Source organism: Mycobacterium shigaense (genome assembly GCF_002356315.1).
GTDB classification, from domain to species: domain Bacteria; phylum Actinomycetota; class Actinomycetes; order Mycobacteriales; family Mycobacteriaceae; genus Mycobacterium; species Mycobacterium shigaense.
The window spans coordinates 1,293,624-1,309,706 of the sequence record NZ_AP018164.1; the positions used below are offsets into that span (position 1 = coordinate 1,293,624).

Below are 16,083 nucleotides of genomic sequence, written 5' to 3' on the forward strand. Positions count from 1 at the left end.
ACGGCCGCATGGGCCTTTTGGCGCGATGTTTAAGTTTGCTGGGCTTGCAGCGACACGGCCGTGGCGACGGCCTGCAGCATGTCCGCCAGTTCCTCGGCGGTCCCGACGTTACGGTCGCCGGCGACGAGCCGGGAGAACACCCCGGCGATGAAGGTGGTCACCGCTGTCGTCTGGGCATCCAACAGTTCGGGATTATCGGTGTCCGGCTGCAGGTGGGCGATGGCGTCACGGGACATCATGATGATCTGCGCCGTGAAATCCCGGGACATCTCGGCCAGGCCGGGATCGCGCGCGGCCCCCAGCAGCAACTCGTGCCGGGCCCGGCTCAGCCTCAGGCCCGCGCCGTCGGCCTGCATCATGGTCACCCGCCCCAGGTGAGCGAACGGCGTGAGCGGATCGAGGGGCTCGTCGATCACTGACCGCATGTTGGCGAGGTCTATTTCGCCGACGCGCTTGGCGACCCCGCGCAGCAGGGCCGCCCGGGTTCGGTAGTAGTACGACGTGGTGCCGTCGGGGACGCCGGCGCAGCGATCCACCTGCGCGTGCGTCAGGCCCCGCGATCCCTGCGTGGCCAGCACCTCGATGGCCGCGTCGCACAGCTCGCGCCGGCGCTCGTCGCCGTCGCGTCTGCGTGCCTTGCCGGACGTCGATGCGCCGGCCATGTCAGCGCAGGACCGTTCCGCCGTCGATGTTGACGACCTGGCCATTGATCCAGCCGCCGTCGTCGGAGAGCAGGAAGGCGACTAGGTCAGCGACGTCGCCCACCTCGCCGACGCGGGCTCCGCGGATTCGTTTGAGCGCGCCCGCCTCCAAGTCCGGCCACTGCGGCGCCGAGCGGATGGCGTCGGTCGCGGTGAACCCCGGCGCGACGGCGTTGCAGCGGATGCCCTCCTTGCCCCACCTCGACGCGACATGCCGGGTGAGCGCGCCGATCCCGGCCTTCGCGGTCGCATACGCCGGTCGCGCCGGCTCGCCCTGAAACGCCGCCGCCGACGACATGTTCACAATCGAACCGCCTCCGCGGCCCAGTATCCGGGGGATGGCGTACTTCATGGCGGCCATGTACCCGCGCAGGTTGACCGCCATCACGCGATCCCACACGTCGAACTCGATGTCGGCCACGTCGGTGTCGGAGCGGATCGCGCCCATGTCGGCCCCGACGTTGAACAGCAGGTCGATTCCGCCGAAAGCCGTTGCGGCCGAATGCATCAGCTCGGCGACCGACGACGGGTCCGCCAGGTCGAACGTGACGGGTACGGCCGTGCCGCCCGCCTCGGTGATCCCGGCGGCCGTCCGTCCCGCGGCGACGTCTCCGACGACTACCCGGCAGCCCTCCGCGCCGAGGCGGGCGGCGGTCGCGGCGCCGATGCCGGTGGCGCCGCCGACCACGACGGCAACCTTGTTGGTCAGACCCTGCAGTCCCATAGCTATTGACTTTACCTCTAGAACTATAGAGGATCGCCAGTCATGGTGGCCCAGACCGACGAATTGAGGACGGACGCATGAACAGCCTGAGCTTCAACTTCACCGGCACCAACGTGCTGGTGACGGGCGGCACCAGCGGCATCGGCCACGGGATCGCCGCCGAGTTCGTCAAGGCCGGAGCCGCGGTCACCGTGACCGGCACGCGCGGCTCCACCGTGGACTACCCGGACGTGGACCTGAGCGACTTCACCTACCGCCAGTGCCAGATCCAGGATCCCGACTCCGTCGACGCCCTGGCGGACTCGCTCGGCGAACTGGACATCCTGATCAACAACGCCGGCGGCCCGTACCCTGCGGGCGACGAATACGACCCAGACGGCTACGTCGCATCGGTGGCACAGAACATGTTGGGCCCCATGCGATTAACGATGCGCTGCCACGACCGGCTGAAGTCAAGCAAGGCCAGCGGCGGCGCGAGCGTCGTCAGCATCGTCTCGATGTCGGCGTTCCGCTCGGCGGTCTTCGTGCCGGGGTACGCCTCGTCGAAGATGGGCCTGCTCGCGTTGACAATGAACCTATCCCGGCGTTGGGCCAAACACGGAATCCGCGTCAACGCGATCGCGCCAGGGCTGATCGACACCCGAATGACGCTTCCCGCCATGGGAATTCCCGAGGTGATGGACGTCGAGATCGGCTTCCACACGCCGATGGGCAGGCCGGGGACGCCGCAGGACTGTGCCGGGGCGGTGCTGTTTTTGTGCACCGACTCAGCCTCGTACATCACCGGCACCACCATCGCCGTCGACGGCGGATACCTGACGGTCTAGAAGCAACGAGATCACCATGTGAACTTCTAGCTGCGCCGGGCCAGGTATTCGAGCGCGAGTCCCGCGGCGTTGGCGCCGCACATGCCGTGCGCGCCGGGTCCCGGCGGGGTGGCCGCCGAGCAGATGTACCTGCCCGGAATGCCAATTTCATACGGCGACAGCGTGATTCGCGGACCGAACACCAGCTGGCGGATATCCTTGGCGCCGGTCATAATGTCGCCGCCGACATAGTTGGCGTTGTAGGCGGCTAGCTGCGTCGTCGAACGTACCACCTGCCCGACGATGCGATCGCGGAAACCGGGGGCGAACCGCTCGATCTGGGTGATGATCGCCTCGGTCGCGTCGCCCGGGTATCCGTTGGGCACATGGGCGTAGGTCCACAGCGGGTGGGTGTTGCCCACCGAGCGTTGCGGATCGGCCAGATACTGCTGGCCCACCAACACGAACGGCCGCTGCGGCATCCGCCCGGCGTGGACATCGCGCTCGGTGGCCGCGAGTTCGGCGTAGCTGCCGGCCAGGTGCACGGTGCCGGCCCGGTGCGCGTCGGGGTTCGTCCAGGGCACGCCGCCCTCGACGGCGAAGTCCACCTTGAACGCTCCGGGGCCCCGGCGGAACCTGGTAAATGACCGCGAAACACGTTGCGGCAGTAGATCTCCCAGAATGCTGGCGACTGCGCCGGGGGCCAGGTCGAACATTGTGACGTCAGCGGGCGGCAACTGCGACGCGGTCTGGACGCGGACGCCGGTTTCGATCTTACCGCCCAAGTCGCCCAGCACCGTCACCATGGCATTGGTGATTGCCTGCGATCCACCCTCGGCGACTGCCCAGCCGTGCCGGTGGCCGGCCGCGATGATGCCCATCCCGATGGCCGACGTCATCGGATAGTGCAGCGGGCGGAAGGCATGGGCCGCAACACCTCCGAACAAGGCGCGGCCCTGCTCGGTGCGGAACAAACGCGCGAAGGCGGACCCGGGCAGCACCGTGGGTACGCCGAAGCGGGCGAGCATCAGCGGATGGTGCGGCAACCGCAGCAGCGGGCCCATGATGTCCTCGCTGAGCGTGTCGAACCGGGCGGCCGAATACCCGAAGGCAGTGCGCCATCGCGCGCCATCGCGGCCGAGGGCGGCCGCGGTGTCTGCCACGGAGCGGTGCAGCACGCCGGCGCTGCCGTCGTCGAGGGGGTGCACGCAATCGATTTCGGGCCAGCGCCAGGTCAACCCGTGGTGCTGCAAGCCGAAGTCGCTCAGGAACTGCGAGCCGACGGCCATCGGGTGAATCGCCGAGCAGTGGTCATGCACCAAGCCGGGGATAATGGCTTCGCTGCTGCGGGCGCCGCCGCCCACTTCGTCGGCGGCCTCGAGCAGGGTGACCTGCACGCCCTCGGCGGCCAGGGTGATGGCGGCGGCGAGCCCGTTAGGGCCGCCACCCACCACCACCGCGGTGCTCATGCCAGGGCTCCGTGCTTGCTGCCGCCCAGCGACCACGTCACCTGAGTCGGGATGGGACCGTCGGGCAGCCAGGGCTGTTCCTGCACGGCGTCGGCCACCTTCCACGTACCGCGTTCGATCACCCCGAGCGCGGCGTCAATCACCTTGTAGTGCTGCACGCCGCTGCCGAACGCCTCCGACTCCACCCAGGCGATGACACACTCGCCCGGCTCGAATGCGGCTTCGGTCTGCATGGCTGCGATCAAGTCTTCATTGTGCAGGTGACCGTCGCCGAAGTTGAAACCGATCAACGAGTTGCAGATGAACTCGCCCTCTCGCACGGTGCGTACGTCGATGTCGGGCAGGTGGGTCAGCAGCAGTGAGAACAGGCCGCGGCCCTGGCTGTGCATGGTGCGCCAGGCGATCGTCCGCTGCGAGGTGATCTCCGCCCACTGCGGCTCGTAACCGAATTCGATGAATTGGTCGACCTGGTTGCGGGTCGACCGCGTGACCCGGTCGAGTTTTGCCTCGGCGCCCGGCGCGAACGCCCAGACCGCCGAGGCCCAGTTGCCCGCGTACTGCCGCATCGACGGCAAAAACGACACCTTGTCGGGCCGCAGGTTACCCAGGACAGGGAAGATCAGCAGTACTGCGGCGATGACGAGGGCGAGCCAGGACGGCTGCATGTTCCAGGCCGCGTAGCCGTTCCAGTTCGGGAAACCCAGGAATAGAAAGATCGTCGTGTATGCGAAGACCACGTTCCATTCCAGCGGCACCGCGAGCGGGAAGGTGGAAATGATGAACAGGTGGAAGCCCACCATCAACAGCACCGCGCCCAGGGTCAGCCACTTGTTGGTGGAAAAGAACAGGACCAGCGGAGCCGCGATCTCCACCGTCGTGCCGTTGACGTGTGCCATGAAGTCCGCCAGCCGTGACGGCCGCAGGTTGTCCGGGAATTGGCGGTAGTGGGCGAGCCGTACCCATTTCGGCGCGAAAATTGTGTTGCTGATCATCGGCGGAATGACGTTAGAGAAGTGCTTACCGACCTTCGAGAAGCCGGCGCCGACCCACACCACCACGATCACCATCTTCAGCGCAATGATCATATTGACGAACGGCAGGATGGTGAAGATCAGCAAGACCGGTAGGTACTGCTCCCCGCGGGCGGCGAGAAAGATGGTCTTGTCCCGCAGGCCGACCAGCACCAGCAGCGCGATGGGCGCCATCAGCAGTGCCGGGTTTACCAAGCCGGATACGTTGCTCGGCAACGCTTTTGAGAGCGAGTCGCTGTGCACGCCCGGTGCCAGTAGCGGGACGGCAAGGCTCACCAGCAATGCCAGGTAGACCGTGACATCGAACCAGCCGCGGCGGTCCCCCGCGGTGAGCGGCACCCACTTCCACGGCCGCAACCGGATGGTCCCCGGTCGTGCCCAGAACAGGATGCCGCCGGTCATCGGCTTGACCTTGCCGGCCAGCGGCCCCCAGGAGCCGGCGACCCCGATGGCTTCTAGCAACACCGTCCACAGGATGACCTTCTGGTAGACGATGGGCTGATTCCACCACTGCGCGACATGCCAAAAGGCGGGCAGTCCGGACGTCGCCGTAGCGACGGTGATGCCGCCAAGCGTGAAGAAGAAGACCAGCTTGACGATATAAATGGTGTGGACCATCCGCGGTGCGCCAAAGCCATTTTCGGCCCATTCGGTCGCGAGGATCCGCATCCGCTCCATCAGCGGCTTCGGTAGGAAAGTGTCGGGCTCGACGTCGGGCAAATGCGGCTTGGTGAATCCCATTTTGCGCGGCTCCTTTCGGGGTTCGATTGATCGGCGAAACGGCGACAAGATTAGGTACCGCGCCGATCGCAAAAACAGTGGTCACCGGACGAAGAAGTGCGCTCGAGTTGTCGCAGGAAGACAATCTCGGGGTCTACCGTCGGGGTGTGACAAAAACGCAGGCAGGCGACGACGTCGAGATCGACCGTCACGTCGCCGAGACCGCCGAGCGACTGCATAATCGGTTGCTCGAACTGACCGTGGGCATGCACCAGTTCCTTGAGGCCGAGATCCCCGAGCTGCGCGGTGACGAGCGGGTCACCGCACTGCTCAGGCCCAGCGTCGAGGGGAACGTGGACACGGTGCTGCGCGCGCTGCGCTATGGCATCGCCGTCGAACGAATCGAGCCGCCGACCGCGGCGTTCGAATATGCTCGGCGACTGGCCCAACACGGGGTGCCCGTCAACGCCCTGGTTCGTGCCTATCGCCTTGGCCAGCGGCTGATGAACGACCTGGTTTTCGGTGAGGTGCGCCTGATCGACACTGCGGAGCAGACCAGGTATTCCGTCATCGAGAAGATCTCCGGCACGATCTTCGAGTACATCGATTGGATCTCGCAACAGGTCGTCGCCGTCTATGAAGACGAGCGCGAACGGTGGCTGGAGAACCAGAACAGCCTGCGTGCCCTGCGCGTGCGTGAGGTGCTGGCGGCGTCCAAGCACTTCGACGTCGATGCCGCGACCACGGCCATCCGTTACCCGCTGCCGTGGCAGCACCTGAGCTTGGTCATGTGGTACGGGGATCCCGGCACCGAAGGCGACGAACTCACCCGGCTCCAGCGGTTCCTGCGAGATCTCGCCTATGCGGTCGACGCGGCCGCCGCCCCGCTCTTCGTGGCCGCCGATCAGACCTGCGCGTGGGGCTGGTTGCCGTACCGGGCCGCGGTGCCCGACGCTGCGGCCAAGGTTCGTCAGTTCGCCCGAGCCCGGCCCGATTGCCCGAGTGTGGCCATCGGCACGCTCGCGCACGGCGTGGAGGGTTTTCGCCAGTCGCACCGGGAAGCGCAGAACGCGCGCCGCGTCGCGATGGTCGCCAAGCGGGAGCCGACGATCATCGCGGCGACCGACCCGGGGCTTTCGATTGCCGCGTTGCTAAGCGGCGACGTCGCCGACACCCGTGCCTGGGTGGACAAGGTGCTGGGTGAGCTGGCGGGCGACGACGACAACGACGTGCGGCTGCGGGATACGTTGCGGGTGTACCTAGGGTCCGGCTGCAGCTACAAGACCGCGGCCGAGGAGCTCAACCTGCACTTCAACACCGTGAAATATCGCGTGGGCCGCGCCGTGGCCCGGCGTGGCCGCGAGATCGGCGCCGATCGGCTCGAGGTCGAACTCGCGCTGCTGATCTGCCATTGGTACGGCATCGCGGTGCTGCGGCCCAACTGATCGGGCTGTTTCAAGCGGTTGCCAGACGCGGCGTTGCCGCGCGACCGCGTACCTTACCTCAGCGGTTTCGGTCCAACATTGTTCGCAATACCTGTGTGCGATACAAAATCGTGTCGCTGCGGACATTTCGTAGACACCGGCTTCCGCTAATAATGTTGAAATGACAATTGGCGACAACACTGTATTGGAAGGTCCCCTTCAGCAGCTTGCTCGCAGCGCGTGGCAGCTGCTCCTGCTCACCGGCGTCCTAGCGGTGGCACTGGGTGTCATTATCCTCGCCTGGCCAGGTAAGACGCTGTTTGTGGCGGGTGTGCTGTTCGGTATCTACCTGGTGGTTTCGGGTCTCGGCTACGTGTTTGCCGCTTTCGGCACGCACGCTGGCGCCGCCATGCGGGTATTGACGTTCATCACGGGCATCGTGTCGCTGATTCTGGGCTTCTTCTGCTTCCGCGACAAATTCGAGGCCGTCGCGCTTTTGGCCATCTGGATCGGCATCAGCTGGCTGTTTCGCGGTTTCACCCTCCTGGCCGCGGCGCTGTCCTTTGATCATCTGCCGGGCCGCGGCTGGCAGGTGCTGTCCGGGTTGATCATCGTGATCGGCGGCGCCGTGCTGATCGTCTCGCCGCTCGACTCGATCGCCATCTTGACGCTGGTCGCCGGCGTCTGGCTGATCGCGATTGGCATCGTAGACATCATCACGAGCTTCCAGGTGCGCAGCCGAACAAAGGCGGCCAGCCCGACCGGCTAAGGCGGCTAGGGCAGCCGCCGCTCGACTTCGAAAGCCAGACACAACTCCGCGACGTCCTGCGGCCGCGACAAGTTGCGGCCGGTCAGTTCCTCGATGCGGTGCAGGCGATGCCGCACCGTATTGGGGTGGCAGAAGATTGCTGCTGCAGTGTCATTGGCGGTTCCGCCCGCGGTCACCCAGGCCCGGAACGTATCGAGCAGGATGGTGCGTTCCTCGGCGGGCAGCGCTTCCAGCTGTCCGAGAACCGACGACCTGATCTTCGCCATCACCTCCGGGGTGCTGACCGCGGCGACGGCCAGGGGAGTGTCGTCAAAGACGACGACGAGAGACTGGGTCGGCGCCTTCCCACTGGCGGCAAGTCGAGCGAACCGCAGCGCCGCGCTGGTTGCCTCGACGAGACTGTCGAGGGTGCCTGTCGTCGACGGGCCGCGGAGGTGGACGACAGGCCCGGTCGACACCGAAGATCCGCAGCGGTGGCTGGAGTCGTCTCAGAAGTGTGCTGATTCCTGGAGGTCGGACTACGCCGAGTGGCTCGCCGAGCGCAGCGGCTCGGAGGTCGATGCGCCGAAATCGCTTGGTGGTGATGGGCTTCCGCCGCTCGGGGCCGCCCCTGGCGGATACGTGATGGAGAAATAAGTGAAACGTGGCTCTCGACGAAGGTCGCTGCGAGTGGTGACGCCGAGCACCATCGGCACCGAGCGCCAGGTGCGCGCCGGCGGGCAGCGGATCCGCGTGAATGTGCGCCAGGGGACCGGTGCTCCGTTGGTGCTCTGCAACGGCATCGGGGCGAGCCTGGAAGTGCTCGATCCGTTGGTGGAGCGCCTGCGCCAGACGGTGATCCGATTTGATGCTCCCGGAACCGTGGGATCGCCCAACTCCGTTCTGCCCTAAGGGTTTCCGTACCTGGCCTGGGTGCTCGGTCGAGCGCTCTCCCAATTGGGCTTGGGCGTGGTCGACGTGTTGGGCCTGTCCTGGGGCGGTGCGATGGCACAGCAGTTCGCCTTCCAGAATCCCCGAAGGTGCCGCCGCCTGGCGCTGGTGGCGACGGGCACCGGCATTCTCATGGTGCCCGCTCATCCCACGACTCTGGCGAAAATGGCCGCTTCGCGCCGGTTCTCGGATCCGGACTACGCCGCGTCGATCGCGGGGGAGCTGTACGGCGGCACCGTACGCGCGCACGGCGAGGACGTCGCGCGACTGTTCGTGTGGCAGCTGCACGCCGGCTCGAAGGTCGGTTACTCGGGGACCGACGATCCCATCATCCCGGTGATCAACGCGCGCATCATGAACGCGTTGCTTCCCCATTCGCGGTTGCACCTGCACCCTGGCGGCCACATCGACCTGGTGTACAACGCCGTCGAGCCCGCACCCGTCGTCGAGAGGTTTCTGCACGATCCCCTGGAAAGATGTTGAGCGACAACAATTTTGGCTGTTACGAGCAGCCGGAGGCTGGGCCCGGGGCAGCGGCCGCGCTCGTCCTCCCGTATTGCTTTTCGTTATCTGGCTAACGCAGTTTGCCCGATCCGGCACCTGGCCCGGCGGTGGCCGGTATCCAACCTGTTGAGCCGTTCTATCACGACCATTGCCGAGGTCGGGAAAGTTCGCTGAATGTCGTCGCCGGCGGGTCGGATAGACTGAACTGCCGGAATGTCGATCCCCCTTCGATCGTCCGCCGGAAAGTCCACGTAAATCCAACTGCCAAAGGTGTTGCGTCTTGTCGTCAAACGAAAGCGAAAACTCAGGCTTGAAACCGCATTTCGAGGACGTGCAGGCGCACTACGACCTGTCCGACGACTTTTTTGCGCTTTTCCTGGACCCGACGCGCACCTATAGCTGCGCCTATTTCGAGCGCGACGACATGACGCTGGAAGAGGCGCAGTACGCCAAGGTCGACCTTTCGCTGGGCAAGCTCGGGCTGCAGCCCGGCATGACGCTCCTGGACGTCGGCTGTGGGTGGGGCACCACGATCGTGCGAGCGCTGGAGCGCTACGACGTCAACGTCGTCGGCCTGACGCTCAGCCGCAACCAGCAGGCGCACGTTCAGCAACGCCTGGACCAGCATTCGTCCCCGCGCACCAAGCGGGTGCTGCTGCAGGGCTGGGAGCAGTTCGACGAGAAGGTCGACCGCATCGTGTCGATCGGCGCCTTCGAGCACTTCGGGCGTGACCGGTACGACGACTTCTTCAAGACGGCCTACGCGGCGCTGCCGGACGACGGCGTGATGATGTTGCACACCATCATCCAGCCCAGCGGCGAGGAGTTCGCCGAGCGCGGCCTGCCCATCACGATGACCAAGCTGCGGTTCATGAAATTCATCATGGACGAGATCTTCCCGGGCGGGGACCTGCCGAGCGTCAAGACCGTCACCGAGCACGCGACGCGCGCCGGCTTCGGCGTCAAACTCGTCCAGCCGCTGCGCCTGCACTACGCGCGCACCCTGGACAACTGGTCGGCCGCGCTCGAGGCGCGCCGCGACGACGCCATCGCGATTCAGTCGCAAGAGGTTTACGACCGGTACATGAAGTACCTGACCGGCTGTGCCGACCTGTTCCGCGAGGGCTACACGGACGTCGCGCAGTTCACCCTCACCAAGGCGTGACCAGGGTCCCTACGACGGTCCCGAGTACCCCGGCGGGTTGACGCCCTCGACCCAGAAGTCTTCACCCAGCGTGGATCCGGGCACGCAGTCGTACACCGACAGGTCGGTGACGCCGGAGTCGACGAGCACGTCCTCGCACAGCAGGGTTCTGCCGGTGAAGTCGCGGGCCGGCTTGTTCAGGATGATGTAGGCCGCGTCGGAGTACACCTCCGGCTTGCGGGCCCGTCCCATCGCCTCGTCGCCGCCGAGCAGGTTCTGCACCGCGGCGGTGGCCACCAGCGTGCGCGGCCACAAGGTGTTCGACGCGATGCCCTCGGCGCGCATCTCCTCGGCGATCCCTAGCGCGCACAGCGTCATGCCGAATTTGGCCATCATGTATGCGGTCGGCTTGAGCCACTTGCTTTCCAGCAGCACCGGCGGCGACAGCGTCAGGATGTGCGGGTTCGCGCGGCCCTTCAGGTGCGGAATGCATGCCTGCGACACCGCATACGTCCCGCGCACCTGGATGCCGTTCATCAGGTCGAAGCGCTTCATGGGCACCTCGGTGATCGACCCCAGGTTGATCGCCGACGCGTTGTTGACGCAGATGTCGATGCCGCCGAACTGATCGACGGTTTTGGCCACGGCGGACTCGACGGAATCCGGGTCGCGGACGTCCCCGACGATCGGCAGCGCCTTGCCGCCCGCCTCCTCGAGCTCCTTGGCGGCGGTGTACACCGTGCCCGGCAGCTTGGGGTGCGGCTCTGCGGTCTTGGCGATCAGGGCGATGTTCGCCCCGTCCTGGGCGGCGCGTTTGGCGATTGCCAGGCCGATACCGCGACTGGCGCCGGAGATAAACATGGTCTTGCCATTCAGGGACATGGCGCCACATTAACGCCCTCCACCAACCGGTCGGTTCGGGGGACCGGCCGGTTGGCGATCGGGACCGGACACCGCGTCCGGAAATAGCGGCTGGTCTCGCGCCGTTGATCAAAACGGTCTCTGATGTGGACGTGGACGGACCCGGGCAAACGGCGTCGGTCCCAGCCTTTAGATTGGGAGGAGGGAGTCGGGTGTCAACGGCGACGATCTATGCGCGTCCGGTGTCGCTGGCGGTGCTGTCCAGCGACGCCTTGACAGAAGGGACCGTGTTAATCCAGATGGATGACCCTGAAGGCGGACGAGACGGAGCGACCGGCTCCGAGAACGCCGAGATCACGCTGCCCGAGGCCGAGCTGCCACAAGAGACCGACGCGGAGTTGACCGCGCGTTTCGAGCGCGACGCGATTCCGCTGCTGGATCAGCTGTACGGCGGCGCGCTGCGCATGACGCGCAATCCCGCCGACGCCGAGGACCTGCTGCAGGAGACGATGGTAAAGGCCTACGCGGGCTTCCGTTCGTTCCGTGCCGGCACCAACCTCAAGGCGTGGCTGTACCGGATTCTGACCAACACCTACATCAACAGCTACCGCAAAAAGCAGCGCCAGCCTGCGGAGTATCCGACCGAGGCAATCACCGACTGGCAACTGGCGGCCAACGCCGAGCACTCATCGACGGGCCTGCGCTCGGCCGAGGTCGAGGCGCTCGAGGCGCTGCCGGACACGGAGATCAAGGCGGCCCTGCAGGCCCTGCCCGAAGAGTTCCGGATGGCGGTCTACTACGCCGATGTCGAGGGTTTCCCGTACAAGGAGATCGCCGAGATCATGGACACGCCGATCGGCACGGTGATGTCGAGGCTGCATCGCGGCAGGCGGCAGTTGCGTAGTCTGTTGGCCGATGTGGCCAAGGACCGGGGCTTCACCCGCGGGCAGCAGGCGCACGAGGAGGTGACGTCATGAGCGAGTCCTCGCCCGCCGACGCCTCGGGCGCGACGTCCCCGCAGCCCACGAAGGCCGAGTGCGCCGAGCTGATGGCCGAGGTATGGACCCTGCTCGACGGCGAATGCACGCCGGAGACGCGGCAGAAACTCAAGCAGCACCTCGACGAATGCCCGCCGTGCCTGCGGCTGTTCGGCATCGAGGAGCAGTTCAAGGCGCTGATCGCCACCAAGTGCAGCGGCGACAAGGCCCCCGAGGGTCTCAGGGAGCGCCTGCGGCTGGAGATTCGCCGCACCACGATCATCCGCGAAGTGCCATAACGCGCGCGAGCGCGAAGCGACCCCCCGGGGTCAGGCGTTGGGGCGCTTGCCGTGGTTGGCCTTGCTGTGCTTACGGTCACGCTTTTTGCGGCCACGCTTGGCCATGGGAGAACCTCCGTCGTTCGTTCGTGATTTTTCGAGCGTCGGGCGCCCGTAGGGTTGCTCACAGTCTCTCATGGCGCGTTTCACGTGCCGCTGTGTGACCGGGTCTTGTGGTTCGATATACATGACCCTGAACAAATGCCTGGACCAGCAGCCAGCATGCAGTATCCCGAAAAGTGGCCCGAAAGAGTGGGGTGAAAATGGCCGAGGATGTTCGAGCCGAGATTGTGGCCAGCGTGCTCGAAGTCGTCGTCAACGAGGGCGACGAGATCGGCAAGGGCGACATCGTGGTGCTGCTGGAGTCCATGAAGATGGAGATTCCCGTGCTGGCCGAGGTCGGCGGCACCGTGAGCAAGGTGAGCGTCGCCGTGGGCGACGTCATCCAGGCCGGCGACCTCATCGCCGTCATCAGTTAGCCGTCGCACCGTGATCGATGTCCACTCTCGGTGATCTGCTTGCCGAGCACACCGTGCTCCCCGGCAACGCCGTGGATCATCTGCACGCGGTGGTCGGCGAGTGGCAGCTGCTGGCCGACCTGTCCTTCGCCGACTACCTGATGTGGGTCCGCCGCGACGACGGCGTCCTGGTGTGCGTGGCGCAGTGCCGTCCGACGACCGCGCCGACGGTGCTGCAGACCGACTCGGTGGGCAGCGTCGTGGCCGCCGACCGGTTGTCGCTCGTCGCGCAGGCCTTCGCATACGGCACCGCGCAGCAGGAAAGCGCTGCGGGCCAACCGGATTCGTGGCAACTGCCCGGGCCGCACGTGGTGGCGTCCCCGGTCCGCTACGCTGGCCAGGTGGTGGCGGTGCTCACTCGGCATCAAACGACGCCAGCGGCGGACCAGAACTCCGGTCACCTGGAATCCGCCTACCGCGACTGCGCCACCGACCTGGTGCACATGTTGGCGGAGGGCACTTTTCCCGATGTGCGCGACGTCGCTATGTCGCGTTCCACGCCCCGGGTGGGCGACGGGTTCATTCGCCTCGACGTCGACGGTGTGGTCGCCTACGCCAGCCCCAACGCCCTTTCGGCGTATCACCGCATGGGACTGACCAGCGAGCTGGAGGGCCACAACCTCATCAGGATCACCCGCCCGCTGATCTCCGACTCGTTCGAGGCCCAGGAGGTGGCCGAGCACATCCAGGACCTGCTGGCCGGCGGCAAGAGCATGCGCATGGAGGTCGACGCGGGGGGCGCCACCGTGTTGCTGCGTACCCTGCCGCTGATGGTGCACGGGCGCAGCGCCGGCGCGGCGATCCTCATTCGCGACGTCACCGAGGTGAAGCGGCGGGACCGGGCCCTGATCTCCAAGGACGCCACGATCCGCGAGATCCACCATCGGGTGAAGAACAACCTGCAGACCGTGGCGGCCCTGCTGCGGCTGCAGGCGCGCCGGACGGTCAACGCCGAGGGCCGCGAGGCGCTGAACGAATCGGTGCGCCGGGTGTCGTCGATCGCCCTGGTGCACGACGCCTTGTCGATGTCGGTGGACGAGCAGGTCAACCTGGACGAGGTCATCGACCGCATCCTGCCGATCATGAACGACGTGGCGTCGGTGGACCGCCCGATCCGGATCAACCGTGTCGGCGATCTCGGCGTGCTGGACTCCGACCGCGCGACGGCGCTGATCATGGTGATCACTGAGCTGGTGCAGAACGCGATCGAGCATGCGTTCGACCCGGCGATCCAGGAGGGGTCGGTGACGATTCGCGCCGAGCGCTCGGCGCGCTGGCTCGACGTCGTGGTGCACGACGACGGGCGCGGCCTGCCCGAGGGCTTCAGCCTGGAGAAATCCGACAGTCTGGGGCTGCAGATCGTACGAACGCTGGTGGCCGCCGAACTCGACGGCACGCTGGGCATGCGCGAAGCGCCGCGCGGCGGCACCGATGTGGTGCTGCGGGTGCCGATCGGCCGCCGCGCCCGATTGCTGTTGTAATCCGTGCGGCTGTGGTGGTGCCCGACGTAACAGTGCGGCCCCGACGAATTGTCGGGGCCGCACTGTTACGGAGACTGGGATCAGACTCCGCTGCGAGCCTTCGTCCGGGCGTTGCGGCGCTTCAGTGCACGCCGCTCGTCCTCACTCATGCCGCCCCAGACGCCCGAGTCCTGGCCCGTGTTCAGAGCCCAACCGAGGCACTCTGTGGTCACCGAACACCGATTGCAGACCAGTTTTGCGTCAGCGATCTGCGCGAGCGCGGGGCCGCTGTTCCCTACCGGGAAGAACAGCTCCGGGTCCTCGTCGCGACAGACCGCCTTGTGGCGCCAATCCATAAGTAACTACTCCTCAACTATGTGCGCAGCATCGCGCACTCGCGTTTTATCTTCGGCTCTTTACGCTTGCACGGTAAAGGTCGGTCACCCGAGTACCTCTACGGCTTTTTTGCATGCAACCTTTCGATCGTTTCATAGGCTCAACAGATGTCAATAGCGTGCGTTCGTCCGTGTGCTATCTCACTTTGATCACGCCGTAGCCGAGCCCTAACACCGTTGTACTACACTCACCGGTTACTTTCGACGGAAATTTTTCTTCGGCCGTCCGCACGCGGCGTCGTAGTCCCAGCTCAGCGAGCTTTTTGCTGGGGCGGGGCGGCGACCGGCAGCGCATCGTGGGCGGCCCGGAACGTCATCGTTTCCCGCATGCCCAGGTATTCGCCGTCGAACTGGCTGGCGACCGGCGCTCCCGGCGAGCTGATGCGCAGGCAGGCCGCGTCGTCGTCCCGGACCAGTTGCTTGGCCTGCGGATTCGGCCGCTTGGCCAGCAGCTGACTCAGCAGCCGCAGTGTCGGAATCGTCTTCATCTCGGTGACGGCGAACACGCCGAGCCCGGTTTCGAAGCTGCAGCCGGGGTTGGTCACCATCGGCCGGCTGTTGCTGTAGGTCCACGGCGTGGTGTTGGACACCCAGGCGAAGTTCACTCCGTCGACGGGCTCGCGGCCGGGCAGTTCCAGGGTGAGATTAGGGGCGCGGCGGCTGTAGCCGATCGTGATGGGAATGGCGACCCGCCAATACCGCAGCGGCGTCACTTTCACGCCCTTCTTGCGCTGCGCCTCGACGCCGGCCACCACCTCGGCGTCGACGCCCATGCCCGCGTTGATCACCGCCCACTGCTCGCCGCAGTCGATCAGGCTGATGCGGCGCCACGTCTGGTGGCGGCGGTAGTCGTCGATCAGCTGGATGAGTTGATTGGTGGCCGCGACCGGATCCCGCGAGATCCCCAGCGATCTGGCCAGCACATTGGCCGAGCCGCCGGGCACCACCGCGACCGCGGGCAGGTGCCCCGACGGGTTCGTGGTGCCGGGACGGCCGAGCAACCCGTTGACCACTCCGCTGACCGTGCCGTCGCCGCCGTGTACGACGACCAGGTCCATGCCGTCGGCGACGGCTTTCTGCGCGAGTTCGGTGCCGTGCCCGCGGTGGGTGGTGTGTTCGACGCTGAGTTCGAGGCGGCTCTTGAGCGCGTGCGCCAGCAGATCGCGTCCCGCGGCAGTGGTGGAAGTGGCCGTTGGGTTCACGATCAGCACCGCGCGCATGATGAACGAGCTTATGCGGGGTCGCTATGCCGTGGCCGTGGGGGAAGGGTCGCACGCTCCGAAACGCCGGGTGCCCTGACTACGCTGACGCT

At 66.1% G+C, this 16,083-nt stretch carries 17 protein-coding genes and 1 pseudogene; 9 read left to right on the forward strand and 9 right to left on the reverse strand.

What is annotated here, in order from left to right; all coding sequences use genetic code 11:
• Positions 1-29: 29 nt before the first annotated feature.
• Both MSG_RS06105 and MSG_RS06110 read right to left on the reverse strand, forming a co-directional pair.
• A complete protein-coding gene (locus MSG_RS06105) occupies positions 30-662 on the reverse strand; it encodes a TetR/AcrR family transcriptional regulator (RefSeq protein ID WP_096437963.1) in 633 nt (210 codons plus the stop codon).
• Between the two features lies 1 nt (position 663).
• Positions 664-1,425 (reverse strand): SDR family NAD(P)-dependent oxidoreductase, encoded by a 762-nt coding sequence (locus tag MSG_RS06110; protein ID WP_096437965.1) that lies wholly within the window; start codon positions 1,423-1,425, stop codon positions 664-666.
• A 77-nt stretch (positions 1,426-1,502) separates the two neighbouring features.
• Between MSG_RS06110 and MSG_RS06115 the strand changes: the two genes are divergently transcribed.
• Positions 1,503-2,252, forward strand: a complete 750-nt coding sequence (locus tag MSG_RS06115) for an SDR family NAD(P)-dependent oxidoreductase (RefSeq protein WP_096437967.1) — start codon at positions 1,503-1,505, stop codon at positions 2,250-2,252.
• A 26-nt stretch (positions 2,253-2,278) separates the two neighbouring features.
• Here the strand turns inward: MSG_RS06115 and MSG_RS06120 are convergent, their stop codons facing one another.
• Complete coding sequence (locus MSG_RS06120) at positions 2,279-3,700, reverse strand: phytoene desaturase family protein (RefSeq protein ID WP_096437969.1); 1,422 nt, start codon at positions 3,698-3,700, stop codon at positions 2,279-2,281.
• Positions 3,697-5,472 (reverse strand): DUF3556 domain-containing protein, encoded by a 1,776-nt coding sequence (locus tag MSG_RS06125; RefSeq protein WP_096437971.1) that lies wholly within the window; start codon positions 5,470-5,472, stop codon positions 3,697-3,699. The genes MSG_RS06120 and MSG_RS06125 overlap by 4 nt, the downstream gene beginning before the upstream one ends.
• 146 nt (positions 5,473-5,618) lie before the next feature.
• Here MSG_RS06125 and MSG_RS06130 point away from each other — a divergent pair, with 146 nt between their 5' ends.
• Positions 5,619-6,896 carry a PucR family transcriptional regulator gene (locus tag MSG_RS06130; protein ID WP_232011171.1) on the forward strand — a complete coding sequence of 426 codons (1,278 nt, stop codon included), beginning with the start codon at positions 5,619-5,621 and terminating at the stop codon, positions 6,894-6,896.
• Between the two features lie 160 nt (positions 6,897-7,056).
• The gene (locus tag MSG_RS06135; protein ID WP_096437973.1) at positions 7,057-7,644 is read left to right on the forward strand and encodes an HdeD family acid-resistance protein; all 588 of its coding nucleotides are present in this window, start codon (positions 7,057-7,059) and stop codon (positions 7,642-7,644) included.
• 5 nt (positions 7,645-7,649) lie between these two features.
• Here MSG_RS06135 and MSG_RS06140 read toward each other — a convergent pair whose 3' ends face one another.
• Positions 7,650-8,102 carry a PucR family transcriptional regulator gene (locus MSG_RS06140; RefSeq protein ID WP_096437975.1) on the reverse strand — a complete coding sequence of 151 codons (453 nt, stop codon included), beginning with the start codon at positions 8,100-8,102 and terminating at the stop codon, positions 7,650-7,652.
• 205 nt (positions 8,103-8,307) lie between these two features.
• On the opposite strand from MSG_RS06140, the pseudogene MSG_RS06145 reads away from it, so the two are divergent.
• Positions 8,308-9,057, forward strand: a pseudogene (locus MSG_RS06145) (alpha/beta fold hydrolase).
• 301 nt (positions 9,058-9,358) lie between these two features.
• Positions 9,359-10,243 (forward strand): cyclopropane mycolic acid synthase family methyltransferase, encoded by an 885-nt coding sequence (locus MSG_RS06150; protein ID WP_096437977.1) that lies wholly within the window; start codon positions 9,359-9,361, stop codon positions 10,241-10,243.
• A gap of 9 nt (positions 10,244-10,252) precedes the next feature.
• Here the strand turns inward: MSG_RS06150 and MSG_RS06155 are convergent, their stop codons facing one another.
• Positions 10,253-11,104: an SDR family oxidoreductase gene (locus tag MSG_RS06155; RefSeq protein ID WP_096437979.1), complete on the reverse strand. Its 852-nt coding sequence runs from the start codon at positions 11,102-11,104 to the stop codon at positions 10,253-10,255.
• A gap of 278 nt (positions 11,105-11,382) precedes the next feature.
• Between MSG_RS06155 and MSG_RS06160 the strand changes: the two genes are divergently transcribed.
• Together MSG_RS06160 and rsrA are read left to right on the forward strand one after the other, a co-directional pair.
• Positions 11,383-12,060: a sigma-70 family RNA polymerase sigma factor gene (locus MSG_RS06160; protein ID WP_373421134.1), complete on the forward strand. Its 678-nt coding sequence runs from the start codon at positions 11,383-11,385 to the stop codon at positions 12,058-12,060.
• The gene (gene rsrA, locus MSG_RS06165; RefSeq protein ID WP_096437981.1) at positions 12,057-12,359 is read left to right on the forward strand and encodes a mycothiol system anti-sigma-R factor; all 303 of its coding nucleotides are present in this window, start codon (positions 12,057-12,059) and stop codon (positions 12,357-12,359) included. The genes MSG_RS06160 and rsrA overlap by 4 nt, the downstream gene beginning before the upstream one ends.
• Before the next feature lie 30 nt (positions 12,360-12,389).
• Here rsrA and MSG_RS26095 read toward each other — a convergent pair whose 3' ends face one another.
• Positions 12,390-12,464: a 50S ribosomal protein bL37 gene (locus MSG_RS26095; RefSeq protein WP_011728008.1), complete on the reverse strand. Its 75-nt coding sequence runs from the start codon at positions 12,462-12,464 to the stop codon at positions 12,390-12,392.
• A 197-nt stretch (positions 12,465-12,661) separates the two neighbouring features.
• On the opposite strand from MSG_RS26095, the gene MSG_RS06175 reads away from it, so the two are divergent.
• Both MSG_RS06175 and MSG_RS06180 read left to right on the forward strand, forming a co-directional pair.
• Positions 12,662-12,877: a biotin/lipoyl-binding carrier protein gene (locus tag MSG_RS06175; RefSeq protein ID WP_067833296.1), complete on the forward strand. Its 216-nt coding sequence runs from the start codon at positions 12,662-12,664 to the stop codon at positions 12,875-12,877.
• 17 nt (positions 12,878-12,894) lie between these two features.
• Positions 12,895-14,397: a sensor histidine kinase gene (locus MSG_RS06180; RefSeq protein WP_096437983.1), complete on the forward strand. Its 1,503-nt coding sequence runs from the start codon at positions 12,895-12,897 to the stop codon at positions 14,395-14,397.
• Between the two features lie 80 nt (positions 14,398-14,477).
• On the opposite strand, the gene whiB1 is transcribed toward MSG_RS06180, so the two are convergent.
• Together whiB1 and MSG_RS06190 are read right to left on the reverse strand one after the other, a co-directional pair.
• On the reverse strand, positions 14,478-14,732 hold the full coding sequence (gene whiB1 / locus MSG_RS06185) for a transcriptional regulator WhiB1 (protein WP_036467351.1): 255 nt from the start codon (positions 14,730-14,732) through the stop codon (positions 14,478-14,480).
• 290 nt (positions 14,733-15,022) lie between these two features.
• On the reverse strand, positions 15,023-15,991 hold the full coding sequence (locus MSG_RS06190) for a diacylglycerol/lipid kinase family protein (protein ID WP_096437985.1): 969 nt from the start codon (positions 15,989-15,991) through the stop codon (positions 15,023-15,025).
• Between the last annotated feature and the right edge of the window lie 92 nt (positions 15,992-16,083).